General features: G+C 45.7%; 16 protein-coding genes. 1 reads left to right on the top strand and 15 read right to left on the bottom strand.

Features of this window, described 5'->3' with window-relative positions:
- Nucleotides 1–233: 233 nt before the first annotated feature.
- The 6 genes from CI595_RS27115 to CI595_RS09500 all read right to left on the bottom strand — a co-directional run bounded on the left by CI595_RS27115 (nucleotide 234) and on the right by CI595_RS09500 (nucleotide 9,845).
- Nucleotides 234–464 (bottom strand): type II toxin-antitoxin system YoeB family toxin, encoded by a 231-nt coding sequence (locus CI595_RS27115; protein WP_095173007.1) that lies wholly within the window; start codon nucleotides 462–464, stop codon nucleotides 234–236.
- Nucleotides 410–2,815 carry a glycoside hydrolase family 3 N-terminal domain-containing protein gene (locus CI595_RS09520; protein WP_095173006.1) on the bottom strand — a complete coding sequence of 802 codons (2,406 nt, stop codon included), beginning with the start codon at nucleotides 2,813–2,815 and terminating at the stop codon, nucleotides 410–412. The genes CI595_RS27115 and CI595_RS09520 overlap by 55 nt, the downstream gene beginning before the upstream one ends.
- Before the next feature lie 9 nt (nucleotides 2,816–2,824).
- The gene (locus CI595_RS09515) at nucleotides 2,825–3,871 is read right to left on the bottom strand and encodes a family 43 glycosylhydrolase (protein WP_095173005.1); all 1,047 of its coding nucleotides are present in this window, start codon (nucleotides 3,869–3,871) and stop codon (nucleotides 2,825–2,827) included.
- 18 nt (nucleotides 3,872–3,889) lie between these two features.
- Nucleotides 3,890–6,046 (bottom strand): alpha-L-rhamnosidase, encoded by a 2,157-nt coding sequence (locus CI595_RS09510; protein WP_095173004.1) that lies wholly within the window; start codon nucleotides 6,044–6,046, stop codon nucleotides 3,890–3,892.
- Nucleotides 6,047–6,337: 291 nt separating this feature from the next.
- The gene (locus CI595_RS09505) at nucleotides 6,338–7,765 is read right to left on the bottom strand and encodes an MFS transporter (protein WP_243135132.1); all 1,428 of its coding nucleotides are present in this window, start codon (nucleotides 7,763–7,765) and stop codon (nucleotides 6,338–6,340) included.
- A 28-nt stretch (nucleotides 7,766–7,793) separates the two neighbouring features.
- On the bottom strand, nucleotides 7,794–9,845 hold the full coding sequence (locus CI595_RS09500; protein ID WP_095173003.1) for a hypothetical protein: 2,052 nt from the start codon (nucleotides 9,843–9,845) through the stop codon (nucleotides 7,794–7,796).
- Nucleotides 9,846–10,065: 220 nt separating this feature from the next.
- Here CI595_RS09500 and CI595_RS09495 point away from each other — a divergent pair, with 220 nt between their 5' ends.
- Nucleotides 10,066–11,229: a helix-turn-helix transcriptional regulator gene (locus tag CI595_RS09495; protein ID WP_162291841.1), complete on the top strand. Its 1,164-nt coding sequence runs from the start codon at nucleotides 10,066–10,068 to the stop codon at nucleotides 11,227–11,229.
- An 88-nt stretch (nucleotides 11,230–11,317) separates the two neighbouring features.
- Here the strand turns inward: CI595_RS09495 and CI595_RS09490 are convergent, their stop codons facing one another.
- The 9 genes from CI595_RS09490 to CI595_RS09450 all read right to left on the bottom strand — a co-directional run bounded on the left by CI595_RS09490 (nucleotide 11,318) and on the right by CI595_RS09450 (nucleotide 25,757).
- Complete coding sequence (locus tag CI595_RS09490; protein ID WP_095173001.1) at nucleotides 11,318–12,220, bottom strand: carbohydrate ABC transporter permease; 903 nt, start codon at nucleotides 12,218–12,220, stop codon at nucleotides 11,318–11,320.
- A gap of 11 nt (nucleotides 12,221–12,231) precedes the next feature.
- Nucleotides 12,232–13,173, bottom strand: coding sequence for an ABC transporter permease (locus tag CI595_RS09485; protein ID WP_095173000.1), 942 nt, complete (start codon nucleotides 13,171–13,173; stop codon nucleotides 12,232–12,234).
- Between the two features lie 146 nt (nucleotides 13,174–13,319).
- Nucleotides 13,320–14,855, bottom strand: a complete 1,536-nt coding sequence (locus CI595_RS09480; protein ID WP_095172999.1) for an ABC transporter substrate-binding protein — start codon at nucleotides 14,853–14,855, stop codon at nucleotides 13,320–13,322.
- A gap of 127 nt (nucleotides 14,856–14,982) precedes the next feature.
- Nucleotides 14,983–15,771, bottom strand: coding sequence for a response regulator transcription factor (locus tag CI595_RS09475; RefSeq protein ID WP_095172998.1), 789 nt, complete (start codon nucleotides 15,769–15,771; stop codon nucleotides 14,983–14,985).
- Nucleotides 15,749–17,410, bottom strand: a complete 1,662-nt coding sequence (locus CI595_RS09470) for a sensor histidine kinase (protein WP_095172997.1) — start codon at nucleotides 17,408–17,410, stop codon at nucleotides 15,749–15,751. The genes CI595_RS09475 and CI595_RS09470 overlap by 23 nt, the downstream gene beginning before the upstream one ends.
- 83 nt (nucleotides 17,411–17,493) lie before the next feature.
- The gene (locus tag CI595_RS09465; RefSeq protein WP_095172996.1) at nucleotides 17,494–20,190 is read right to left on the bottom strand and encodes a family 78 glycoside hydrolase catalytic domain; all 2,697 of its coding nucleotides are present in this window, start codon (nucleotides 20,188–20,190) and stop codon (nucleotides 17,494–17,496) included.
- Between the two features lie 235 nt (nucleotides 20,191–20,425).
- Nucleotides 20,426–22,006: a beta-N-acetylhexosaminidase gene (locus tag CI595_RS09460; RefSeq protein WP_095172995.1), complete on the bottom strand. Its 1,581-nt coding sequence runs from the start codon at nucleotides 22,004–22,006 to the stop codon at nucleotides 20,426–20,428.
- A gap of 11 nt (nucleotides 22,007–22,017) precedes the next feature.
- Nucleotides 22,018–23,307 carry a glycoside hydrolase family 1 protein gene (locus CI595_RS09455; protein WP_095173259.1) on the bottom strand — a complete coding sequence of 430 codons (1,290 nt, stop codon included), beginning with the start codon at nucleotides 23,305–23,307 and terminating at the stop codon, nucleotides 22,018–22,020.
- 62 nt (nucleotides 23,308–23,369) lie between these two features.
- Complete coding sequence (locus CI595_RS09450) at nucleotides 23,370–25,757, bottom strand: glycoside hydrolase family 3 N-terminal domain-containing protein (RefSeq protein ID WP_095172994.1); 2,388 nt, start codon at nucleotides 25,755–25,757, stop codon at nucleotides 23,370–23,372.
- Between the last annotated feature and the right edge of the window lie 7 nt (nucleotides 25,758–25,764).

Raw genomic sequence — 25,764 nt, 5'->3', positions numbered from 1 at the left:
TATTTATCTTATAACCGCGCTATAAACCATACTTCGTTCTCATCTCAGAGATAACCTCGTCTGCATCACTGTATTGCCCCTGATTTTCATGTGTTCTGGATGTTCCAAGCCTCCATCTTTCCTGATGACTGGGACTGTATTTTTATTTCCACATTTGGTAAACATGAAATCCCCGCCCGATCAATTCTCCCGTTGTGAGTTGTGGGGATTTGAAAGGGCGGGAATTATGCCGGCTATTTATCTCCGTAATGTCCTTTGCAATGTGCCATATAGATGCGGCCATTTTCCATATGGTAGACTAGCCGATCTTTGTTGTTGATGCGGCGGCTGTATTCGCCTTGCAGTTCGTCGGTTAAGGATTCGGGCTTTCCGATGCCCTCCATACAGCTGTTACGCTCAATTCCCCATATTATCCATTGACTTTCCCTATCGTATAGAAGGCACGCTCCCGTCCCTGAATCCATGCGTCCTTTGTAATCATTACGGTATCTTTCAAGCAGATTTCTTCGGAAGATTTTCCGACCTGTACTTCCATCTCCCCTTTTTCCACCTTCCATTTCATATTGCGGTCCAGAAAGGCTGTCTGACTGGCATTGAGGACAAATTCTATCTTCTTTTCTTCCCCGGCATCCAGGTATACTTTTGCAAAGCCTGCCAGCTCTTTTACCGGCCTTGTCATGCTTGCATAGACATCCCTGATATAGAGTTGTACGATTTCGGTCCCCCCGCACGCCCCTGTATTTTTCACAGATACAGTCACCCTCACACTTCCATCCGGTCCGATTTCATCTGCTGACAAAACGAGAGAGGTATACTCGAATTCCGTATATGACAGCCCATGACCAAAGAAATATCTTGGTGTATGCGGCATATCCACATAATCCTTAAACCCTATACTCCCCCCCTGATGGTAAGCCGAGCCGTTGGGATGATTATAATAAATCGGTATCTGTCCGGCATTCCTGGCTGCCGATACCGGCAGTTTCCCGCATGGGTTATACGCCCCGGTCAGTACCTTTACAATCGCATCTGCCCCCATTTCAGACGGATTCCATGCCTCAAGGATGGCATCCAGATACTGGTCTGCAGCATCGCTGGAAATCGGGCGTCCGTCAAAATGAATTCCGACCAGCGGTTTTTCATATTTTGCCGCTTCACGGATAAATTCCTCCTGACAGAACGGCAGATTAATATTGGTTCCGTCCACGCCTTCGCCCATTGTCGCAACCGAACAGGAACCATTTTTCCCGCCCAAAGTCATCAGGACCAGGTCCGCCTCCTGCACAGCCTCCAGAGCCTCTGGGAAATGTGTTATATCATTGCCCGCCACAGGATATCCGTAAGCATAGCAGATTGATACCTCCGGCAGCACCTCCTTCAGCTTCTTAAGCAGGCTTTTGCATTCCGGCTTCTGCTGTTTGAGTATCGCGTCAAATTCTTCCGATTCATCGCTCTGTACCTGTGTGCCCGCAACCATTGCAGCCTTTTTGCCATTCATGCTTCCGGATTCCAGCCCGGCGATAGAATTCGCCACGGCATGGACCGCCTCCACCATGCTCAGATGTGTATACCCTCCGAAAAATGCTCTTGCATTATCAGCGTGGCATCCAATTACCGCAATCTTCCTCACGTCTTTTGCAATCGGCAGCACACCGGTATTTTTGAGAAGAATCAGCGACTCTAAGGCGGACTGCAGAGAGACTTCCTTGTCCTTCTCATCATAGAATGTTTCTTTCAGTTCATTTTCCGTCAGGGCGAAAGGATGCTCAAACAGTCCCATGCGGAACTTTGCCTCCAAAACTCTGCGGACTGCCCGGTCGAGTATCATCATATCGGCTTCCCCGCTCCTGAACCGCTCCTTTAATTCTTCATTAAAGCAGACACAGTTCTGCATCTCAACGTCCATCCCCGCATCCATGCTGAGAAGTCCCACATCTGCAAGGCTTTCTCCGATTTTCTGGGTCGTATGTACATTGGAAACCGCACTGTAATCCGCGACGCAGATGCCATCGAACCCCATTTCCTCCCTTAACAGTCCCGTCAGCATTCTCTTGGAAACGGACAGTGGTTCCCCGTTAATAGAACTATAACAGGGCATGACACCTCTTAAGCCAGCTTCTTTTATCGCACACTGGAACGGTTTTCCATAGACCTCATCCAGCAAACGGTCCGGCACGTCACAGTTTGCTCCGTGGATTCCTCCCTGGGAATTATGGAATCCCAGAAAATGCTTTGCCGCAGACTCTGCTTTTCTTCCGGCAGCCGACCCTTCCTGCACACCTTTCGTGTAGGCTGTTCCCATTGCCGCCGCAAGTGCCGGGTCCTCTCCGTAGCTTTCACACTGACGCCCCATTCTGGAATCTCTGGAAATGTCCAGAACCGGCGCAAGCACCTGCGTAATCCCGCAGGCCAGTTCCTGCCTGCTGACAATTTCCCCGATTTTCTGCTCCAGCGCAGGATTCCATGAAGAACCTCTCCCTATATTGGACGGAAAGCTCGCTGCGTCCTGAATGAACGCCCCGCACAGACCTTCCATATGGAAGATTGCCGGTATGTGATGCTCGCTGCATTCCATAATCCGCTCCTGCAGACTGCGCTGCCATGCTGCCGCTTTTTCAAGGCTTGTGATTTCCCGCACTTCTAAAGTACTGACCTGCCCAATGCCATGCCGCATATCATGCGCTACAGTATCCTTGTTGTCCCCATATGGAAACAGACAGTTCACCTGTCCCATTTTCTCATCAAGACTCATTTTACAGAGTAAATCCTCTGCTCTTTCTTCCGGTGTCAGTTCCGGGTTTAAATATTTTTCCATGTTTTTCTCCTACTCATAATCTTCGATTCTCCACTCATCGTGCCAGTCAATATAGGGCATCTCGCCGTCAAAACGGATAGGAAGCCATACATAATCTGCAATCGAGGTATTGCGGATGCTGTCCTCCCCAAACCGTTCCATATCCCATGAAGCATCACCGTCTTCACAGAACATTTTTTCAAATTCCCGCTTATATTCCTCATATTCATATTCCAGATGGTCCGGCACCCAGCGGTCTGCGGCGGCAATATATAAGTCCTTCTTCCCCTCAACCTTGAAAACACTGGATATCTGGGAATGATAAGATGTCCGGCTCTTATCCTGCGGATGGGGATTCCCCAATACCCGGAACGGTCCGTGCCAGGTATCGCCGACGGCTGCCTCCGAAGGATTCGGCAGATATCCGGTTGTGCCGGATGTCAGGAGATAATGCTTTCCTTTCCGGTAAAAATGCGCGGTTGCCTCTCTCACATAAGGCGGTGAAACCCTTGGAAAATGCGTACTGTAATATCCGGTCACGTCTGTGTAATCACTCGTTAAATCCGCGCAGATTGTCTCGCTGTGCACCCGCTCAAAATAGTAGTATGCCTTTCCGTCAGGCGCTGCAGCCAGATCAAAATCCCCTGCGCTCATCCCCAGCGGGCGGATATCCTTCCTGACCATCTCGTACGGTCCCAGAATATGGTCAGCCGTTAAAACCGTTTCTCTCTGTGTTCCGTCCCTTTTCATGATTTTCAGCCAGCATACATATTTCTTAGTCTCCCGATTGTAAAGGATATGCGGGCGGTCCATCATAGACGAAGGATGCAGCGGTGAATCCGCATCCTCCAAATCCGGCGGAATGATGATTCCTTTATCCTCCCAGTTGTATAAATCCGAAGATGCATAACATTTTACACCCCAATGCCAGATATTCCTGTCACCGGTCGTTTTCTCCTTGTTTTCCCCATACCAGTAATAAGTGCCGTCAATATACATGACCGAACCGCCATGTGCCTGTATCCGTTTCCCTTCTGTATCCAGCCAGACCTGCCCTGGCTTTATTGCATGATTCATTTCTTATCCTCTCCTTTATCATATCCAGAACGTATAGCTTCCTGCCCCTACCCGGACCTTGTGTTCTCCCAATTCTACTTCCGCAGGAACAGGGGTATGGATTTCCAGACGGATTCCTTTTTCTTCGCAGGTCCACTTAGACTCCACCACTCCATGCCGCGTCTTAACAGATGCCTCCAGCCATTTCAGACGCCTGTCCGGTTTCGGTGCAATACGCACTTCTTCAAACCCCGGATGCTCTTCTGCATGGGAGATTCCGGCTGCTGCCTCATAAATCCAGTCAGCCACTGCGCCATAGGCATAATGGTTAAAGGAATTCATATCTTCACTCCAAAAACTTCCATCCTGCATGATACCGTCCCAGTGCTCCCATATCGTAGTCGCGCCCTTCTCTACGGAATACAGCCAGGACGGGTATTCGGTACGCAGCAGCAGGGAATAAGCAAGCTCTGTGTGCCCGTACCGGCTCAGGACATGAAGAATATACGGAGTCCCCACAAACCCTGTCTGCATCTTCACGCCATCCTTCTGAATCAATTCTGCCAGTTCATCTGCCGATTTCTGCAAATCTTCGGCAAGTCCAAACTGCACCGCTAGTATATACTCAGTCTGCGTCCGGTACTCCGGAAACGTTTTTCGAAAGGTACGGACAATCCCGCGGTAAAGCTCTTCATAGACAGCCATATCTTCTCCGATCACCCGCCCTGCTTTTATCAGAAGCTCCGTCGAATAGGCATAAAATGCAGAGGCAATAAAATCTTCCCTGCTGGTCCCTTTATAACTTCCGCTTGGTGCATCCAGCCCCAGCCAGTCTCCGAAGTGCTCCCCTTTTGTCCAGAGGAATTGATCAGCCGTATTCTCTGTGATAAAGTCAACCCATTTTTTCATACTCGGGAACTGTTCAAAAAGTACCTCTTTATTCCCATATGTCTGGTAAATCTGCCACGGGCAAATCACCGCTGCATCTCCCCATGCAGCACTTTCTTTTCCTTCCGGCAGATAATCCGGGATGACCTGTCCCACTGCCCCGTCCGGCCGCTGGTCCGCAGCCAGATCCCGCAGCCATTTCCGAAAGAACCGCTCCACATCATAATTGTAGCTGGCGGCCCTGACAAAAACCTGTGCATCACCAGTCCATCCCAGCCGTTCGTCCCTCTGCGGGCAGTCAGTCGGTACATCCAGAAAATTTCCTTTCTGCCCCCAGAAAATATTCGAAAACAGACGGTTCAGTTTATCATCCGAACAGCGGATGCTGCCCGTCTTTTCAATCTCTGAATATACAACGGCAGCGCGGAAATGCTCCAGCTTTGGTTCCTGCGGGAATTCCTCCAGCTTTAGGTAACGGAATCCGAAGAAAGTAAGCCGCGGATGCCACGTCTGCTTTCCTTCCTTGCATATATAATTCACTTCTGCTTTGGCGCTGCGGTAATTGCCATTGTAAAAGCTGCCGTCTTTATCCAGCATTTCCCCATGCAGAATCTTCACCCGCTCTCCTGCTCTTGCATCAAGGGTAATCTCGACATAACCCGTAATTTCCTGTCCAAAATCTACGACAGTCTCACCTGCTGGTGTGGTAAAGATGCTTTTCGGAGCTAAGGACTCCATCTCTTTGATGATTTCCCCCTCCTGGGGAATCAGAATCTTTGTATCCCATAGAAATTCTTCCGCCGGCTCCCACTTTTCTGTCCGGAAACATGCATCAAATGTTTCCCCGTCGTAAATCTCGCTGAAGCGGACAGCACTCTCAGCGCACTCCCAGTCCCGGTCAGTGGCTAATATTTCCTCACTGCCGTCTGCATATATCAGGCGGATTTCCGCAAACAGACCGGCACACTGCTCCTTCCTGCGCTTCTTGTCTTCGGATTCCAGCCAGCCCGGCATGGGAGAGCGGAACCATCCTTTCCCCACTGTCACACAGAGTTCATTTTCTGCCTTCAGCAGTGCGGTAATGTCATATTCCTGATATTGAAGGCGTTTTTGATAGGATGTCCAACCCGGGGCCAAAACATAGTCACCAATCCTCTCTCCATTCATGGCTGCTTCATATACGCCTAACGCCGTGATCAGCAGCTTTGCTGATGTTATTTCTTTCCCTGTCGCCCACGTTCTGCGGAAAACCGGTGCGATGTCTCCCATATCCTGGCGCGGACGAATCCATTTCGCTGAAAAATCCATATGATTATCTCCCTTTCATTTTTAACTTTTATATGTTCAGATCCCTGAACATTATCCTTGCTTTTCATTTTACATTACAGCTTTTAAAAAGCTATGCTTATTTCAAACTTCCTCATACTAAAAACAAACGTATTTGTTCAGAACCCCTGTACAGATACAAGTCAAAGACCTCCTGTATAAATGACCGAAACCGGAACAACGGCAGGACCGCTAAAATAGCCTGCTTTTCCTAAGACTATTTCGGGGTACTGCCAGCTTGTTCCGGTAGATCTCAGGACATTCTGCGCCGCCTTATTCTTCCATACCGCTCTGCTTTTTATATTCCTCTCTTCTTGCCTGATTCTCTGCCTGAATCTGAGGTATCTTTTTATCCAGATTATAAGCCTTAAGAGAAAAAGCAGTAATCACGAATAGAGCCATTGGAATCAGGCTGAACAGTAACCGAATCATCGTAAAGGCAGAACCCGGCATAGTTTCTGCCGTTCCCGTGTATCCTGCCAGTGAAAGGAATACGCCTAAAGCTCCGGCTCCAAGCGCCGCGCCAACCTTCTGACCAAGACCGACGACACTGCTCATTGTTCCTTCCATGCGGTGATGACCCTTCCACTCATTGTATTCCGCGCACTCGATAATCAGCAGCCCAATCAGCATACTTGCAGGAATCGTCCCAGCTCCCGTTAAGATGCCTCCGATAATTAGGAGGATTAAATTCGCCCCTGCAAAGAAGTTAATCAGATAACCCAGGGAAGAAACCGCGAATCCAATCATCATCAGCCTTGCCACAGATATTTTTTTCAGCATGACCGGGAACACAAAAGCCAGCGGAATCGCAATCACCTGTGCCAGACTTGCCACGCCCATCAGCCCCACATTTTTCACGATATAAGTATAGTAATACACAATGACGCCCATATTGGTGACAAAGTTAAAGACAAAATTCATAAGCGCAATCAACAGCATATATTTATTGGTCTTAAACAAGGTCACCACATCATGTACCTTGATTTTTTCCCCTTTTGTCTGAGGTGTTTCCACATCATATTTTTCTTTGATGAACAGCATTCTCAGAAGACCGATTGCTGCCATCGGCACAGCCCACATTCCAATCAGCCTGCTCCATCCGGCCGCTGACGTTGCAATGCTTCCCATCATCATAGGGAAGACCACATTGAAAATGACAGCCGCCAGCATGGGGACTACGCTCCCATAGGAGGTAAGCTTCACAATTTGCTCGTTCCTGAATGCCCGCACGGTGTAGGGTGTTGCATTTGCATTCAAAAAGGTATAGCAGACTGCATTCGCAAGTGTATACATCAGGAAAATCCAAATGCACTTTACAAATGTGCTTAAATTTGCCGGGCAGGTAAACATCAGCCAGGTAGTCAGCCAGATTCCCACCACGAATATTTCATAGGGACGGGCTTTTCCCCAGCGTGTTTCGGTCCGGTCTACGATGAAGCCTGCCACCATATCGGTTACTCCGTCCACAGCTTTGCTCAAAACCAGTATCATACTGACCATAGCCGCCGGAATCCCCAGGGTATCCGTACAATATATCATAAGGTATACATTAACCAGTGTAATCACTGTGACTGAAATCATCCTGCTCTGCCATAGCATCAGTTTTCCGAAACCTACTCTGTCCGTCTTATCTTTTTTTCCGGAATTATTCACTTCATTTGCTTCCACATTTTCTATTTTATCTGCTGCTTCACTCATGGTCTTTCTCCCTTCACTTTACAATCTATCAAACACGCCCGGAACAGTCTATCCGTACCCTGCCTATTTCCTTTATCTGTGTAAATATATCTCCGGCATCACCGTTTCGGTTCACTTTTACCCGCACAACAGCATAATGGTTTCCGGCTTCCCGGTATGCATGCTTTATTTCTGAAACAAAAAGTTCCCCTTCTTTTCTGAATTCGCTTGTTTCCCTGAACATCTGCTCCCCGTCAAAGCTCCATTCTACCCGCGTCACAGCCCCCGCGCCCTCCGGGATTTCGATTTCTGCCCTGAACAAAACGGCTTCTCCTGCTTTCACAGCCGTGGATTCTTCTCCATTTGCTGTCAGTCTTACGACTTGCTGGATTCCCTTTCTTTCCTTTGCTGATTCAGGCAGAATCACCTGACTGTCCACAAGTTTGTAATGACTGGTCGGCATCGGCTCGATTCCTCTCTCGGTCCAGTCACTTAAGTCTAAAAGAGCCTGCCGAAGTGCCCCGCAGTATGAAGTATAATGCAGTTCATCCACAGTCGCCTCCCTGTCATCATGCAGGCTGTGGTCGACATACCACAGACGGAAGGTATTCTGAAATTTTTCTCCTGTATGTTCCTGCACTTTATGTAAATACCAATCCGGCTGCCACGGAAATGCGCTCTCATCCATAATGGATGCTAAGACAATCATCTTGCCCTGTATATCCCCGCTCTGGATGGAACCTGCCCCTGACATTGCTACCGATGTTCCAAGTACGTTATTCCTCTGAGGATAAATGGGATTGCCTGCCTCGTCCCTAAACTGGTCCCATGCATGATATTCCTCTGACGGAACCTGGTGGCGGTGGTAGGTCTGGATTGCAATATAGTCGGAGTTATCCAGATACAGCGTATCTCCTGGCTTTAATTTTCCTAATGTCTCATCCAAATCAGGTGCGCCAAAGGTTGCTCCGGGAATCAGTCTGTTTCCCTGCAGTGCCTCCACAGCGAAAAAACTGCCCTTTGCTTCTCCGCTCTCCACCGTAACCTGAAGACCCTTCAAATATGGATCGTCACCGGGGAGTACATCTTCCAGCTCGATATTCTCAACACTTCCCTTTGTCAGCATTTTCTTAAATGCGTCATCCGCGCCGTTTTCCGTGTTTTTCTCTACCCGGGCTGCTTCCTTTGACACGTGGATGCTTCGGATCTCCGTACGGAACTGAATCCGGTCCTTTCTTGCATTTCCGTCCGGCTCTGCGCCTAAGTATCCTTCCACCTCCCAGAAATCTTTGAAGTATCCCGGGTCCTGCATCTTTACAATCGGTGCCAGTACAGGCAATGCACCGTCATCCATATTTTTATACCAGAACCAGCTCCTTGGCGGCATTCCCATTCTGGTCACTTCCTGCAGAGCCTCTTTCTCCTCCCCGGACAATCCCTCGTAGATATCCTTACTCCCGCCCGGTTCCAGTGCCGCGACGATTTTCGGCAATGCCCGGCGCAGCACCCTAAGTCCATGCACCCTCGTCGTATGACAATTTGGAATTGCCACCGGAGAACCAATAATATAAGGCACGCCGCCGTCCCAGGCACGGGTATTTTCCATACAGCTCATCGTCTTATAACCGCCTCCGCTGCCCCCGTACACATAACCGTAAATCCTCTGTTCACCGTAGATTTCCTGTGCCCTGACGCGGGAATATTCTGCCGCCGCGGCACTGCTTTTGTAGATCAAGGCCGGGTCCGGGTTCTCTCCAAAAGCAGTGCCTGACCCCATATTCGTTTCTACAAAATAGGCACCATGAGTTACAGCAAATGCAATCTTATCATCCTCCCCTTCCAGACTAAAAGATGCCATCTCCTCATCCGGTCCCGGAAACGGTGACAGGAACTGAAAAAATCTCCCCCTGAACTTACCTTTTTCAGGAAAGCAAAACGAGAATTTCACATTCGTATTCCTGAAACCTCCATGTACATGCAGGAAAGGAACCGTCTGACTGCCGCCCAGTTTCCTTTCCTTCCACTTTTCATAGTCAATATACGGCTCTCGAAACCTTTCATCTTCCTTTGGGTTGTAAATCTCTTTCGCAATATCACTCATAATATCCTCCTACGTTTATTTTTCATGCATTTTACTCACAAAAAATATTTTTCTTTTCATCTCTTTCTAGTAATTTATCACAATGTAGGATTTTATTATTTCAATAAATTAAATTCTATTATAATATTTTGACTTTTTTGTCCTTTTTCTTTATACTACTTTTAGAGCTTGTCTGAACTGTTACCATGTTACATCTATGTCATTTAATCAGGGGGTATCTATGGATATCGGAAAATTATTAACCAAATATCAGAAGGTCTTTCAAATCCCGATTGCGCTTTTTGAAGAATGCCATATTTTAAACAATTTTGATAAAAAAAATCCCTGTCCGGAGACAGGGTTTAAAATGATACAGAAAATGAAACTGCCGCACCCATGTCCTGCTGCCTTTATAGGAAATGCGGACCTGAACTTTTACTGCGGCATGATTCATCTAAAAGAATCCGGGCGGTCTGTTGTATTAGGTCCCGTATCCGACCATGCCGTTCCCGATGCACTGCTTCGGGAGGAATTTGTCTCCGTATTTGGGGATGCCGCCCGGACAACACCTTTTGTGAACTGGTACCGAAGCCTCCCCCTTGTATCCGGGAAGCGGTTCATCGAAATCCTGGACCTGCTGAATTATATGATGAATGAAGATTCTGCCCCGGTCATCAATTTTAATGCATCCTCCCAAATTGAGACAATAGACCCGCTCATTTTTGATTTAGGTGCGGAGCATGAAACTGCCTCACAGACTGAAAAACTGATACTTTCCTATATTACACATGGTAAGGCAAAAGAATTAAGAACCTTTTGGAACCAATATCAGCAGACAGATATCCGCCCCTTAACATCCTCCCGGAACCCCAACCGCGCTTTTCAGGATATCTTTCTGACTACCTGCAGTCTCTCATCCCGGGCAGCGATGCAGGGCGGCGCTGATTTCCATGTGGCAAACTCAATGGCAGACCGGTTCATTGCACAGTATAAGACCTTAAATCAGGCAGATGCTATCCTGCGCCTGATCAACCAGGTATTCCTTTCCTTTGCTGAGCTGGCAGAAAAAGCCCAGAAACTGCCGGTCAGCACACCGACCGTAAAAGCCGTCTCCCGCTTCGTAACCAGCCACCTTTATGAAAAATTCACAACCCGGGATATTGCAGAACAGTTGAACATAAGCATCGAATTCCTCTGCCGTCATTTTAAGAAAAACACAGGACTGACCATCTCCTATTTTGTAAATCAGGAAAAAATAAAAGAAAGTAAGCTGCTACTTGAGACAACCGGCATGTCCTTATCTGAGATTTCAACAATGCTTGGTTTCTCCTCACAAGCTTATTTTCAGACAGTTTTCAAACAGCAGACAGGGATGACCCCGCTTAAATATCGGGAAAACCTATAAAACAGAAAAAATGCCTTCCATATTTTTTAGAAAATTCTGATATTGGACCGCAAAGGGGTCTGACCCCTTTGCGGTTTCCCTTGCAGTCTTACTCTTTCACTCCCCCCAGCGTAATTCCTTTTACAAAGTATTTCTGGAAAAACGGATACAGTGCCAATAAGGGCAGAATCCCAACTACCGCGATGGCCATACGTATTGTAGTCGACGGCATCTGGGAGGCATTGGCGCCGATGGCCGCTGCCTGCGAAGCGTTCTGGAGGAGCACCTGCAGATTTTCGTTGATGTTATTCATGACATTCTGAATCGTATACAGATGTGCCCCGCCCCGGTCAGTCAGATAATAGAGTCCGTTCTGCCAGTCGTTCCAGTATGCAAGTGCCGTCAGCAGACCCACCGTGGCGATAATGGGCTTGCTCAATGGAATGACTATCTTCCTAAATATCTTAAGTTCGCTTGCCCCATCAATTCTTGCCGCCTCCAGCAGGCTTTCCGGGATACTGTTTAAAAAGTAATTCTTAATCAGAATGACATTAAAGGCATTCATCAGCAGATTGGGAATAATCAGCGCAAAAATTGTGTTTTTCAAATGATATAAGTTCACATAAGAATAGTATGTAGAAACCAGCCCGCCATTAAAGAGCATTGTAAATATTAAAAGGAAGTTCAGTGCCTTCATCCCCGGTATTTCTTTATGGCTGATGCTATATGCAAACAGTGTGGATATCCCCAGACTCAGCACGGTACCGGCCCCTGTGACTACAAGTGTCATCAGGTATGCCTTTCCGATGACTCCCCACTGCACGGCAATATACTCATATGCCTCTAAGCTTAGTTTTCCCGGAAAAAATGAAAATCCGTTTGAAACCGCCCATGAATTATCCGTAAATGATGCTGCAATCAGCAGGAAAAATGGAATCACAGCGCACAAAGTAAAGATGCCGCAGACAGCATTCGCTATGATTTGTGTTGTTTTATACTCTTTTGATTTCATTTTCGTCCTCCTTAGAATAACGCGCTGCCGGACTGATACTTCTTAATCACTTTATTCGCAGCAACAATCAATATAAATCCAACAATGGATTGATAAAAGCTCGCGGCACTTGACATGCCGTAATCACTGTTCTTCATTAATGCCTGGTAAACATAAACATCCAGTGTTCTTGTCGTTTCATAAAGTGCGCCGCTGTTCTGCGGCATCTGGTAGAACAGTCCGAAATCAGACCGGAATATCTGCCCGATTGCAAGAATCAGCATCGTAATAATCGTTGGCTTAAGCAGAGGCAGGGTGATATTTTTAATCTGCTGCCACTTCTTCGCCCCGTCAATCCGGGCTGCTTCGTAATAGTCCTGGCTAATCCCCACCACACTGGAAAAATAGATAATCATGCTGTAGCCTACTACTTTCCATGTATTGACGAGCACCAGTATAAACGGCCAGTATCCCTTCTCCTGATACCAGTTGACAGACTTTATCCCCAGCGGCTGCAGAATTGAGTTGTTGATAAAACCAGTCTCAGCTGACAAAAATGCATAACCCAGATACCCTACGACTACCCAGCTCATAAGGTAGGGCAGGAGAATCAATGTCTGGTAGACTTTTGAAGCATTCTTACTCATTACTTCGTTCAGAAGTATAGCAAGGGTAACCGCCATAATTGTACCGATTATGAAGAATGCTATATTATAGAAAATCGTATTCCTTGTAATCGTCCATGCATCCTTTGTCGCAAATAAAAATTTAAAGTTGTCCAGCCCGACCCAGTCGCTTCCCCAGATTCCCTTTCTAAAGTTGAGCTTCTTAAACGCAATGACAACCCCAAACATAGGAATATAATTATTTATAATCATATACAATAGTCCCGGCACCGCCATAAGGTAAAATGGCAGGACAGATTTCCAGCGGACTTTCTTTTTACCGTTTTTTCTTGTAATATTCGATTTCATTTACTTCTCCTTATCCCAAATAAGTATAACAGCAGCAGACAATGCGCTCTCCATATGGTTCGCTCAGCCTGACCTGTTTTCATCCGAACTTTGTATCCGTTAAAACAAACATGGGGCTGCTCATTGCAGCCCCATGATATGATTACTTATTGTTTTTCCATCCACTTGTCCAATTGCTTTTGATTCTCTTCAATGATTTTATCAATTCCTGCCGCTTTCAGAGAGGAAATGAATTCCGGCAGGGCTTTTTCCGGATCCAATGCTCCACTGTTTAGGCTTGGCGTATATTGCTCAATAACCGTCTCGACGGCGGCGATTTCCGATGTCACATCAGTCTGGACGAAGTTATAACCAAGGGATGGCGAATATCTGCTTTCCGGTATGCTTTCATCCCATTCTTTAAACTGCTTATTCAAATCAATCGGGTCCGGGGAAACCACCGGCCACTCAAATCTGTCACCATAGATTCCATAAACCTGGAAATACGGCAGTGTACTGGTGTCTTCAGACAGATATTTTATCTGCGTTCCTTCTTCTGATTCCTCCACAATTTCATAGGATTCTCCTTCCAGACCGAACTGGAGGAGCCACGCAGCCTCTTTATTCTGGTAAATATAGTTCAGCGTTTCCATTGCTTTTTCCGGGTATTCAGATGTTACTGCTATATTCCACATGATACCCTGACCGCCGCTATTGGCGACATACGGCTCAACCAAATTAATTGTTGTCAAATCCATAGAGGTATTTTTCTCCACCCCTCCTGCTGAACCCGGATCCGCCCAATAAAACATCCCCAGATAATTGCCGCTGCTTAAAATCGTCTCAGGAAGTTCCGTCGTTACTGCCGCATCCGCAGATATATATCCCTTTTGAGCCCAGTCATACATCATCTCGCAGTATGCCTTGTACTCCTCTGTTTCAAACAGATTATAGAGAGTCAAATCTTCAAATCCCCGATTAAGCATCAGGACACCGCCTGACAATGAACCTGTAACTTTATCGTATTCCATATAGGAATTATTCAACGGGTCAGTTGTCGTATTCCAAGGAATCGTACAGTAGAAGCTGTCCCCTTCGCCGTCTTTTATCTGTGCAAATATTTCCCCGAGTTCTTCCAACGTATAATATTTATTCGCATCTATCGTGATACCATACTTCTCTAATAAATCCGTGCGTATCAGATAGCCATATCCTTTCCCTGCTGTAAATGCTGTACAGACGCCATACAGGTTATCTCCGTAAGAACAGCCGTCCAGCAGGACACCGCAGTGTTCCCTGATATCTTTTCCATAAGTCTCTACCAGGTCATCTATTGGAATAATCAGCTCACTGTCCACCATTGGACCTAATCCGGTAAATGCCGTCAGGCAGATGTCCAGCTGTTCCCCTGCCGAAATCATCAAAGATGCCTCTTTCTGTGAGTTCATCAAATCTGTCGTCTCGAATGTCACATGCACCCCGATATCTCTTTCCAGCATTTCATTCAGGGCATCCTCCACATCCTGGAATCCTGCACCTAAGTTGCCCGCTGACGGATATTGCCAGACAATCTCTGTAATTTCACCGCTGTCTGAATCCTTACCTTCTTTTGCTCCATCCTGCGATTTACCGCCGCCGCATCCTGCAAGCATTGCTGTGCTCATTGCAAGGCACATAACCACTGCAACAATTTTCTTTTTCATATTCTTCTCCTTTCACCTTATGAGCACTTCCGGAAGCTCTTTCTTGTAAGATAAGCATAACCTTTCTGGAGAAATTTGAAAATATGTAAAACAAACCTAAAAGTTCTCTAAATAAACTTTCAAAGACTTATTTGTGTTCCTCCTGATATTGTGCGGGCGTACAGCCGAAATATTTCTTGAACATCGTATTAAAGCTGGGATAAGAGCTATATCCGACCTGCTGGGCCACAATATTTGCGCAAATCCGCCCATCCCTTAAAAGTCCCGCTGCCATTTCCATCCGCTCGCCGATTATATATTTGCCAATGGAAATATTCTTTTCATTTTTAAAAACGCGGTTTAAATAGACCGGATGCATATAAAGCTTTTCTGCAATTTCATTTACCGAAAGCTGGGCATCCCCGATATGGGCATGAATATAATTCACCGTCTCCATAACCAATTCTTCCGGTGCCTTCTTTTCCCCAAACTGCTCAATGATATGGCTGGTCTTGTCATGAACCGCCTGCCGCCCATACTCTTGATACCGTTTATCCTCCAACTTCTGCTGAATCTCTAACGCAACCCTTTTCACTTCTGCCCCGATTTCTTCATATTTTGCGGGTATCAGAATATAATTCCTGCAGCCTAATTCGATTGCCTCCCTCGCGTATTCAAAGTTCGCATGGCATGTAAGAAAAATGCATTCTGTCTGTTTTTCGTGTTCCCTGACCCAGCGGCACACAGAAATGCCGTTCTCCTCCGGCATTTCAATATCACAAAGCAGGATATCTATCCGCACTTCTGTCATACATTTTTTTGCATCATCCGCATTGTAAGCCACATACACCTGCTCAATGCCATATGATTTCCAATCAATATCAGCTTTCATCGTATCTGCTGTCAGCACTTCATCATTCACAATCAGTAAGTTCATCTTGTCCCTCCAGATTATATGGAAATTGTATTTTAAAACAGGTCAGTTTGTCCGGTTCTGAATCCACACTGATGCATGCCGAATCCCCGTAAAAGTATTTCAGGCGCTTGCTGGAATTCAGCAGCCCGATATGGGCATTGGGATCCTTCGGCTTTATCTGCCCGCTTAACAGATTCCTCTCGTATTCAAGAGTCTCCTTGTCCATTCCGTTGCCGTCATCCATAATGTAAATCGTGACCTGCTGGTCTTCATATTCCCCAATCAGAGTAATCTGCAGAATCTGGTCTTTTTTCATCCCGTATTTAATTGAATTTTCTACAAAATTATGGAGCAAAAGCGGAGGGACACGGATGAATTCCAGCTCAGGGTCTGTCTCACATGTAAAATCAATGCAGCCTGCATACCGGATTTTCGTCAGCATAATATACTTTTTGATCATATCCATTTCTTTCGGAAACAGTTCCAGATCTTTATGGCTTCGGAATATATACCTGAAATAATCAGATAAATACAGTACAATATCCTGGATTGCACTATATTCTTTCCTCTGAATCAGCGTATAGATGAGGTTAAACGTATTCAGCAAAAAGTGCGGCCTTATCTGAAGCTGCAGGTTCTTAAGTTCCATCTTTTGACGTGCAATTTCTTTTTCATACCCTTCTATCTTAAGCCGGTTAATATTGTCCGCCATTTGGTTAAACGAGCGAAATGCCTCCCTAAATTCCACTGAATTACCTGCTTCCGATAAACGGTAATCCTGATTCCCTTCCCTGAGCTGGCTATGCGCTTCATTAATCTTACGCAAAGGAATCAGGAACAGATGTCTCAAAATAAAATAGAGGACAGGTACCAGCATCAGATAGATAAAAACTAATGCACGCATTATTTTCTGATAGCCTGACAGCTTTCCCGTTACCTCCTGCACCGGGATATCTATATTCAGCAGAATCCCTTTTTCCTGTGAAGAAACTCTTATCATTTCCCGGTCAGTCTCTCCTGCAGCCTCTTCATGAAATGATATAGACTGTCCCGGGTACTCGATGCCCTTTTGAATCTGGTCTTCCATATCCTCCAGACTCATCCATGCCCCATACGAAATATTTTTCCTCTTCATGACCAGCACAAGATATTTCTTGGAATTCAGTTCATAGATATGCCATCCCTGACTGCCGTTCTTTTCCAAGTGGGATGTGATAAAATCCTCCATCGTCAAAAGGATATTGTCCCCTTTTACCGGCGGTCCCCAGGCAAGCATATCCTGTTTCCCGTTCATGTAGTAGAAGTATCCGTCCGCACCGTTGATGAGACCGCCGATATTTTTTAAATTATAGTAAAACCGCATTTTCGCACTTTCATATTTATAATCATCTTCCGGCTGCTCCCGCATCACAATACAGTCCACATCCTCCTGTAAGAAATGAACCAGGATACTCTGTGTATTTTCCATCCGGGCATTTACATCACTCATGTAGTTATCCGCCAGATTCTGCGCCGTAAGCCGGGCCTGCTCTAACATGGCATCCATAGAACCGGCATTCTGCTTAATTGCGATGATATTTAACGGAAATATTAACAGCAGGATTATTGCAATCACCTTGGCGTAAACATAATCAAATACATGCGGTATTTTGTATTTCATCCGTTCCCCTCCTGTATGCTTATTATCTCAATTATACTCCGCCTGCTTCCTATTTTAAACCAGAATTATCACAGTCATGCTCGTTACTGTGCATGCCCGAAGGGTGTGTACAGTAACGTATGCTCCCCGCTGCCCAGCACTGCCACATCTTTTCCTTCCCCGATTATTGCTGAAGTATTATGAGGCACCATTATTTTGACCTCTGTCCCCTTCTCGCTTTGATTCCATTTGACCTGCAATAACCCATATGGAGTTTCATAGGCTAACTCTACCATATTGATACCCTGCAGAAACTCGGGAGCAATTCGTATTCTCTTAAATCCTGCTTCTTCAATGGACACCCCTGCTATCTTCCGATAAACAAAATCACAGATGCATCCAAATGCATAGTGGTTGAAACTGCTTCCCTTTGTCTTCCCATTTTCAAGCAATAGATCCCCGTCCCAGTCTTCCCAGATTGTGGTCGCCCCATGTTTAACCTGATATATCCATGAGGGACTGCTTTCCTGGTAAAACACTTGGGCAGCAGTATCTTTCCAGCCATACCGGCATAGCACATCGAGAAGATATGGCGTAGATAAAAAACCTGTTTGCAAATGATACCCTGACTGCTTCACCATTTCATTTAACCTGGCTGCAAAAGCTTCTGCTTCCCTGCCTTCTGCAATTCCAAAGTGCAGTGCCAGTACATATGCGCCTTGGAACTCCTTAACAATCCGCATATCTTCGGAAACATACACCATGTAAAAAGCTGTTTTAATCCGTTCTTTCAAATCTTTATAAACCTTTGTCTGCTCATGGTATTTCAGTTCCTGGCAGATTTGTTCCATCGTACATGCTTCATGATAATAAAAAAGGGAACCGGTAATTTCTTTCGTAAACTGTGCTCCTTCTTCATCTGTATAGCCTGGAAGTTTCCAATCTCCCCAATGGAATCCTGCATTCCAAAGATACTTCTGCCAGCAGCGGTTATGATAGTCAAAATAGAAACGCTCCGGCATCATCTCAGCGGCGCATTCCTTCACATAATTCATCCACCGCTCCATTGCTTCATAGTTCTCTTCAAGAATATGGATGTCTCCATAAGCACGATATATATCCCAGGCAGCAAAAATAATAGCATCCCCCCAGCCGGCAGAAGTCCAGCCGGGATTTGCCTCGTTCTCTGAATATGCCTTTGTATATGGAACTACTATCGGAATCTGCCCTTTTTCCAACTGCTCTAACCGGCACTGTTCAAGCCAGCGGCGATAGAACTGCTCCACATCCTGATTCCATGCAGCGGATGCACTAAAAATCTGTGCATCGCCGGTAAAGCCGGCACGTTCCCGCTGCGGGCAATCGGTTGGGATGGAAATCATATTCCCCTGCTGACTCCGCTTTACATTTTCCATTAGTTGGTTAATCAATGGATTATTGCACTGAAAGGAGATGGTATTTCTCATTTTCGTTTCTAATACCACCGCCTCACATTGCTCTTTACGTATACCATTTTCCACGCCGCTTATTTTTATATAGCGAAATCCCTGAAAACTAAATCTTGGCTCAAAAACAAGATGGCTTTGATTTCCAGTCATAAGATAATTTGTCTGGTCATGATAGGGAAAACCGGAAATCAACTCCATCAAATCACCATCTTTCGCCTCATCCAGCATTTCACTATATTCTATTTTAATCTTACGATTCTCTTCATTTTCAAATATAATGCGTTCCCGTCCGGCAATGATGCGTCCAAAGTCTACGATATATTCTCCTTCGCGCAGCTTGCGGCTGGAAACCGCAGGCAGAATTTCAATTTCGGCAACTCCTTCCCCCTTTTGCGGCACAAGTATTGATTTATCATATTCTCTGACAATAGACTTAAATTGTTTTTCTGTCTCCTGATAATCCCAGTATTCGCCTATAAATAAATCTGCATAGAGTAACGGACCCGAGTAAACTTCAAAGTCTTCATCGCTGACGAAAAACTGCTTACGCCCGTCATGGTAGCAGATCTCCGCCTGCAGCAGTAAAGCAGGGCGTTCGCCATAGAGATGGTTGGTTCCGGGAATCCCCTGTGCATGCCCCACAAACCACCCATCCCCCAATATAACCTGCAAATGATTCTCACCGTACTTTAGCATCTGAGTAATATCATAGGTTTGATAGTACAGTTCTTTGTTAAAGGCAGTAAAGTCCGGTGCCATTGCATAATTTCCGACCTTCCCTCCATTGAGATATGCTTCATACAGCCCCCTTGCCGTAATATATAATCTGGCATAGTCGATACCATCCTCAACATAAAACAGCTTCCGCATATAGGGATTACGTCTAAGTCCCTGGTCATCCCCCCTATGCTGTGCATCCTGCTTCCAGAACTTACGGCAAAGCATATCAGCTTCCTTATAAAAATCTTCATCGGCCTCTATCCACTTGGCTTTCCAGGAATAATGGTTTTCTAAAGCTGTTTCAAAAACCGCACATTTACTCCAGCCGATATTATGCTCTTCACAGTTTTCATAGCTGAGAACCAGCATGAGCCGCCAATAAAATTTGGTCTTTTCCGGTAAAGCCTGCTGCAGATAATAGTATTGCCGGCTCGAATCCTCCGTGATATCGGCAATCATAGCTTCAGAACAAAAACTTCTGTCTGCTGCCACCTGTATCCGAAACTGCCTCTGCACCACACCGCAGCCTATTCCCTTTATTTTCCATCCAAAACAAGTATCTTCACAAGAAACTCCCAGTGGTTCTGTCAACCCATTAACCTTCAAATCTGCCGCATATAGTTCTTTTCTCATTATTTTTGCACACCTCCAAGTCTTATCCCTATCATATCATTTCATTTTCCAAATACCATTATATTTTTTAAACTTTTATATAGCAATTTTAAACCTTTTTCATACTGCAGAAGTGACCAGACTTTTCCACTTAATCAAGCAAAACAGTGTAAATGATTGTATACGAAAAAACCAGGAAGCCATTCTAGCTTCCTGATTATCTTATCCGTTCAGACAGGTAATTCAAGTTTTATACCTATTCTCCCGTCATTAGTTTCAATAAAATCGGCAAATCACTTTCCCTAAAAAATTTTGTCATGAAACTCTGCTCAAATTCCTTATTCGGTCTTGCACTTTCTACCGTCTGCTCTCTGGTTTCCGGAGCCATTGCACTACTAATACCAACAAAATAGTCAATCGCCTCCTTGCGGCGCGCCTCACCTTCCGGGTCCCACCAATGCTGCGGAGTACATGCATTCCCCGCCTTTGCCGTTCTTTCTGCCATCGGTATCAGCCTTTGCAGAAACTGCTCATAATCTGCTGCCCCGGTCCCTGTCCATGCACCTTCAGCCACTGCAAAAATACGCGGGAATAAAAGCTGTTCCAGCCGTTCGCCGTCTTTAATATGTTCGCACCAGATACACGCCTCCAGACCGCAAAACCCGGAATATTCACTACATTCAATCTTACTGATATGAGGAATGCATTCATAGACCTTTTTAATTGGTGTCATACTATAAGGATAATCAAAATAGAGTTCAAACATATCCGAGTAAATAAACCGCCCCCCTTTACCCGCAAAACTTTGCATCGACTCAGCGTGATTCACACTCCAGTACTGAATCTGAATATCCTTAGGTGCATTTTCTGCCAGCAATACATCATTCCATCCTATCGGCTGTTTTCCAAGTTCCTCTAATATCTTTGCTACGTTCGCTACGAAATACCCCTGTAAATCCTCTAAATTCTCAATGCCCTGCTCTTTCATCCGGTTTTGGCAGTGCGGACACTTCGCCCACTCATTCTTTGGCGCTTCATCGCCGCCGATATGGAAACGGTCCGATGGGAACAAGGTGCAGATTTCCTCCAGAAGCTGGCGGATAAATTCAAAGGTCTGCTCCTGTCCGGCACAAAGAATGGTACGGTAAATACCGCCGCTCTCTGCCAGCCCGACAGCCTTGCCAGAACAGCTATACTGAGGATATGCGGCTAATATTCCAATGGTATGTCCAGGCAAATCAATTTCCGGAATAATTTCTACCCCGCGCACTCTGGCAAAATCAACGATTTCCTTAATCTCATCCTGAGAATAATACTCCTTGCTAATTTCATGCAGCAGAGGGAATTTCTTACTCTCAATACGCCACCCCTGGTCATCGGACAAATGCCAGTGCAGTACATTCATTTTAGCCAGAGAAATCTGCTCAATCACTTTTTTGACCGTGCCGGGAGAGAAATAATTTCTTGTGCAGTCTAAAGACAGCCCCCTGTGCGGATACTTCGGAGTATCCACAATCATGCAGCAGGGCAGGGTATCGCCTTCTAACAAATTCACGACTGTCGTTAAAGCCCAGATTACTCCGGACTCACAAGCCGCTTCTATTGTTATATTCTCTTCATTAATTTTCAAACAATAACCTTCTTTATCCAACTTACGGTTTCTTACCAGTTTAAGCCAGACTGCACTCTCATCAATGGTTACTTCTGTCCGCTTAAGAAACGCTTTAAGGCACCAGCCTTCAAAGTCCTCCATCGCAACGCCAATTGCCGGCGGTATCCGGCAGGTACCTGAATATTCTTCTGTTTTACCGCTTGGGCAGGGTATAATATTTATCATTTACCTTCTCCTTATCGATTTAATTTGAAATCGCCCAGAAATTTTAAACTGTTTTTTGGAACCCTTTTTTGTGTCTTGCGATCAACTTCAATTAATCCAAAGGTTTTCTTGTACCCCATCTGCCATTCAAAATTATCCAACAATGACCAGTACATATACCCACATACCGGAATCCCCTCAGCAATGCAGTCCATTACTCCAGTCAGCGCTTCCTTTATAAAAGTTTCTCGCCTCTTATCATCATCTACTGCTACCCCATTCTCTGTTATAATAATTGGGATATCCAGTTCTTTATTCACTCTGCGAATCAGATTTGCGAGTGCCTGGGGATAAAATTCATATCCCATCTGAGTTTTCTCCATCCCTTCCGGCACTGGCAGCGCACCCTCTGGTCCGACCAGCTTTCTCGTATAATTTTGCAGCCCGAAGAAATCATCGTTCTTTATGTAAGGCAAATAGTGCCGGAACTCCTCTTCCCATTCTTTTGCTGCATTTACTTCGCCGCCTGGCTGTACCTGAAGATCGTGGAGGGAAAGAGTGACTCCTATTTTCAGATGCGGATACAATCGCTTCATCGCATTCCTTGCAGTTTCATGTGCCCGCATGATCAGCCTGTCTCCTGCTTCTGTCCGCATTGATAAGAAGGTATGAACTTTGGTTGGGTCGATACCACCGAAAACCTGTGACATATCTGCCATCTTTTCTTGCATATCATCTGGCATCTCCAGCTTCACCCCAACCTGAATGTCGCTGTTTGCGTTTTTGGCATCCTGCTGCACTTGCTTCATATAACTGCGCATGATTGCCGCCAACTCAAGACCCATATTAGCCTCATTAATCGTACATATGTATGTGAGCATATCTCCTATTTCCTGGATCACACAGGTACAGTATTTTGCAAATGCCTCAATCGTCTTCTCGTTCTCCCAACCGCCCTCTTCAATCAGCCACTTGGGAGAGGAGAAATGATGCATCGTCACAATCGGCTCCACTCCCTTGCTTTTGCAATAAGTAATCACATCCTTATAATGTTCTACTTCTTTTAAATCATACACGCCCTGTTTTGGTTCAATCCTTGCCCATTCAATCGAAAACCGGTAAGCATTCAGTCCGGCTTCTGCCAGTAAATCAATATCCTCCCGATATCGGTTATAATGGTCCACCGCATCTAATGATGGCTCATTGAAGCTAGAATACTTCATTTGTTCCATTGCCCAAAAATCACTGTGAATATTATTTCCTTCTACCTGATGTGCTGCAGTTGCCGCACCAAGCAGAAACTCTGGGAACAACTGTTTCATATGTATCGCCTCCTGTTCCATAGTCAATGCTTTTATATCCTCCATTACATACCCACCAGGGGTTATTCTAACCGTGACAATTCCTCAAAAAGACCATCTAACAGCATTTTCAGCTCATTTGCATCCGGAATAGAACGAATCAGCTGACGTGAAAGCAACGGACCAATCTTTTCTCCGCTCATGAGTTTGATATGCTCTCCCAGACTGATGGCAAATCCGGGGATATACTTATCCATAATTGCCGTTGCATGTGGATTCTCCAGAATCTCTCCTAATGTTGTATTTTCATCTATGACATAAGGGTTATTGCCCAATACATGCAGATTAGACTGGCTGAATATGCTTTCACTGTTTACACCAATCTTAACCACATACTCACCTAACGGAAGGATAAGTCCTTTTTCCGGGTCACAGATTTCCAAATCCTCCCTCTTTACTGTTAATGTGACAGTCTGTTCTTCTCCCGGCTCCAGATATACCTTCACAAATGACTTCAGTTCTTTCTCCGGCATGGGAATCCGTGCCTTTGGAAGTCCCATATAGAGCTGAATCACCTCACAGCCATAATGGTCTCCAACATTCTTTACGCGGACAGAAACATGCAGTGTATCCTGCTCCCGGATATCCCACTGCTTGGCCATACCCTGAATTTCCATTTTAAAGCTGGTATAGCTAAGTCCATAACCGAATGGATATTGTACCGGCAGCTCTTTATAATCGTACCAGCGATAGCCAACAAAAATGCCTTCACCATAATAAACGTCTTCATATTCACCGATTGGATATGGAGCCGCAGGTGAATCCGAAAGCTTGTTTGGGAATGTAACCGGCAATCTTCCGCATGGCATCGCCTCGCCAAACAGAACATCTGCTGCTGCTTTTCCGCCCATACACCCCGGCACAAACAGAACGAGCACAGCATCTGCGTATTGTATCCACTCGCGCATATCTACCGGTCCGGCGATATTCAAAATTACTGCTGTTTTCTTCCCCTCGGCCTTTGCTTGTTTTAAAACTGCTGTCACTTTTTTTGCATCTTCCTGGTCTAAATTCATGTCCGGACGGTCGGCATTCTCCCCGCCTTCGGCACCAGCTGTATAAATGACAACATCTGCATCCTGCATATCCTCGAATGCTGCCTGCACACCTAACTTTCTGCTTTCATCATATACATTGCTGTGTAATGATGTCGTAACAAATGTTGAACCGCTTCCGCACTCCATTGTTTCCCTCGCACGTTTACCATAAAAGGCCGCTTTCACAGACTTCTCCAGTGGCAGTACACCCTCATTCTTCAGTAATACCATACCGTCTACGACCGTATCATATGCACATTTCAAGAGGGCTTCCTGATGATACGTCTCCGGATTCTCTTCTCTGGTTTTCTTCTGCCACAGCAGCAGCCTGAGAAGGCGTTCTACGGCATTATCCACTCTGCTCTCTGGAAGTATTCCTGCTTTAACTGCCTCTGCAATGTCCGTACCATCACAGGGTGATGGTCCATGAAGCACCATATCCATGCCGGCCGCCACCGCTTTGTCATTACAGCCTGTAACCGCCCCCCAATCACTGACAACCAGCCCATCAAACCCCCACTCTTCCTTTAGCCAATCTGTAAGAAGCATTTTATTATAAGAAGAAAAAGTTCCATTGACTGCATTATAGGCGCTCATTACAGATTTAATCCCGCCTTCTTTTACTGCCTTTTCAAAACCTTTGGCATATAATTCCCGCAGTGTGCGGCTGGAAACATGGGTATCCTTTGTCTGGCGGCGTGTTTCCTGGTTATTGGCAATAAAATGCTTTGCACAGGCAGCTGTACCGGTACTTTGCATCCCCCGAACGAAAGCTGCACCCGTTCTCCCAACCAGAATCGGGTCTTCGCCATACATTTCATAGTTTCTTCCCCCGAGGGGGTCTCTCACAATATCAACATTGGGACCTAAGCACACATCCACACGCGAAGCCCGCAATTCCTTTCCTACAGCCTTACCAATCTGATATGCCATTCCCTCGTTAAAACATGCTCCGATATTGACACCGGAAGGAAATGCAACGAATCTGCCTTCTGGATTTCTACGGCTCTTTAAAAACTTCATAAAGCCCATTTTCATTGGATTTCCATCAGCAACCTTTAATGCTTCTGTCTCATCAAGTGAAATCAGTTCCTGCAGTTCCAGCCAGGGGTTGCCCATACCGGATGCCTGCCCAGCAGACTGCTTGGGCATCTGGCGCATCTTCTCCATCAGCTCCTGTAAAAAATCCAGCATAATATGAGTCCCATTCACCCCTGTCGCCCCATCTGCCAATACAATTGGCTCTATTCCCAGTTCTTCCATTGAATAGGTAATGCATGGGGACGGAGTAATTATAAAGTTCACTTTATCTTCTAAAGTCATTTCACGGATAATATCTGGAATCATTGCCTCATCTGTTATTTTTTCACTCATACTTAAT

Origin of the sequence: Blautia hominis (assembly GCA_002270465.1) — a bacterium.
Classification (GTDB): Bacteria; Bacillota; Clostridia; order Lachnospirales; family Lachnospiraceae; genus Blautia; species Blautia hominis.
Note: the sequence above shows the minus strand (reverse complement) of the source record. Positions and strands in the feature narration are given on the sequence as shown.

Coding starts and splice junctions, on each gene's coding strand:
- CI595_RS09455 (WP_095173259.1), bottom strand. CDS start 23,307: ATGAAACAGTTGTTCCCAGAGTTTCTGCTTGGTGCGGCAACTGCAGCA.
- CI595_RS09500 (WP_095173003.1), bottom strand. CDS start 9,845: ATGAGTGATATTGCGAAAGAGATTTACAACCCAAAGGAAGATGAAAGG.
- CI595_RS09520 (WP_095173006.1), bottom strand. CDS start 2,815: ATGGAAAAATATTTAAACCCGGAACTGACACCGGAAGAAAGAGCAGAG.
- CI595_RS09495 (WP_162291841.1), top strand. CDS start 10,066: ATGGATATCGGAAAATTATTAACCAAATATCAGAAGGTCTTTCAAATC.
- CI595_RS09480 (WP_095172999.1), bottom strand. CDS start 14,855: ATGAAAAAGAAAATTGTTGCAGTGGTTATGTGCCTTGCAATGAGCACA.
- CI595_RS09465 (WP_095172996.1), bottom strand. CDS start 20,190: ATGAGAAAAGAACTATATGCGGCAGATTTGAAGGTTAATGGGTTGACA.
- CI595_RS09510 (WP_095173004.1), bottom strand. CDS start 6,046: ATGGATTTTTCAGCGAAATGGATTCGTCCGCGCCAGGATATGGGAGAC.
- CI595_RS09460 (WP_095172995.1), bottom strand. CDS start 22,006: ATGATAAATATTATACCCTGCCCAAGCGGTAAAACAGAAGAATATTCA.
- CI595_RS09505 (WP_243135132.1), bottom strand. CDS start 7,765: ATGAGTGAAGCAGCAGATAAAATAGAAAATGTGGAAGCAAATGAAGTG.
- CI595_RS09470 (WP_095172997.1), bottom strand. CDS start 17,410: ATGAAATACAAAATACCGCATGTATTTGATTATGTTTACGCCAAGGTG.
- CI595_RS09490 (WP_095173001.1), bottom strand. CDS start 12,220: ATGAAATCAAAAGAGTATAAAACAACACAAATCATAGCGAATGCTGTC.
- CI595_RS09485 (WP_095173000.1), bottom strand. CDS start 13,173: ATGAAATCGAATATTACAAGAAAAAACGGTAAAAAGAAAGTCCGCTGG.
- CI595_RS09450 (WP_095172994.1), bottom strand. CDS start 25,757: ATGAGTGAAAAAATAACAGATGAGGCAATGATTCCAGATATTATCCGT.
- CI595_RS09515 (WP_095173005.1), bottom strand. CDS start 3,871: ATGAATCATGCAATAAAGCCAGGGCAGGTCTGGCTGGATACAGAAGGG.
- CI595_RS27115 (WP_095173007.1), bottom strand. CDS start 464: ATGGATTCAGGGACGGGAGCGTGCCTTCTATACGATAGGGAAAGTCAA.
- CI595_RS09475 (WP_095172998.1), bottom strand. CDS start 15,771: ATGAACTTACTGATTGTGAATGATGAAGTGCTGACAGCAGATACGATG.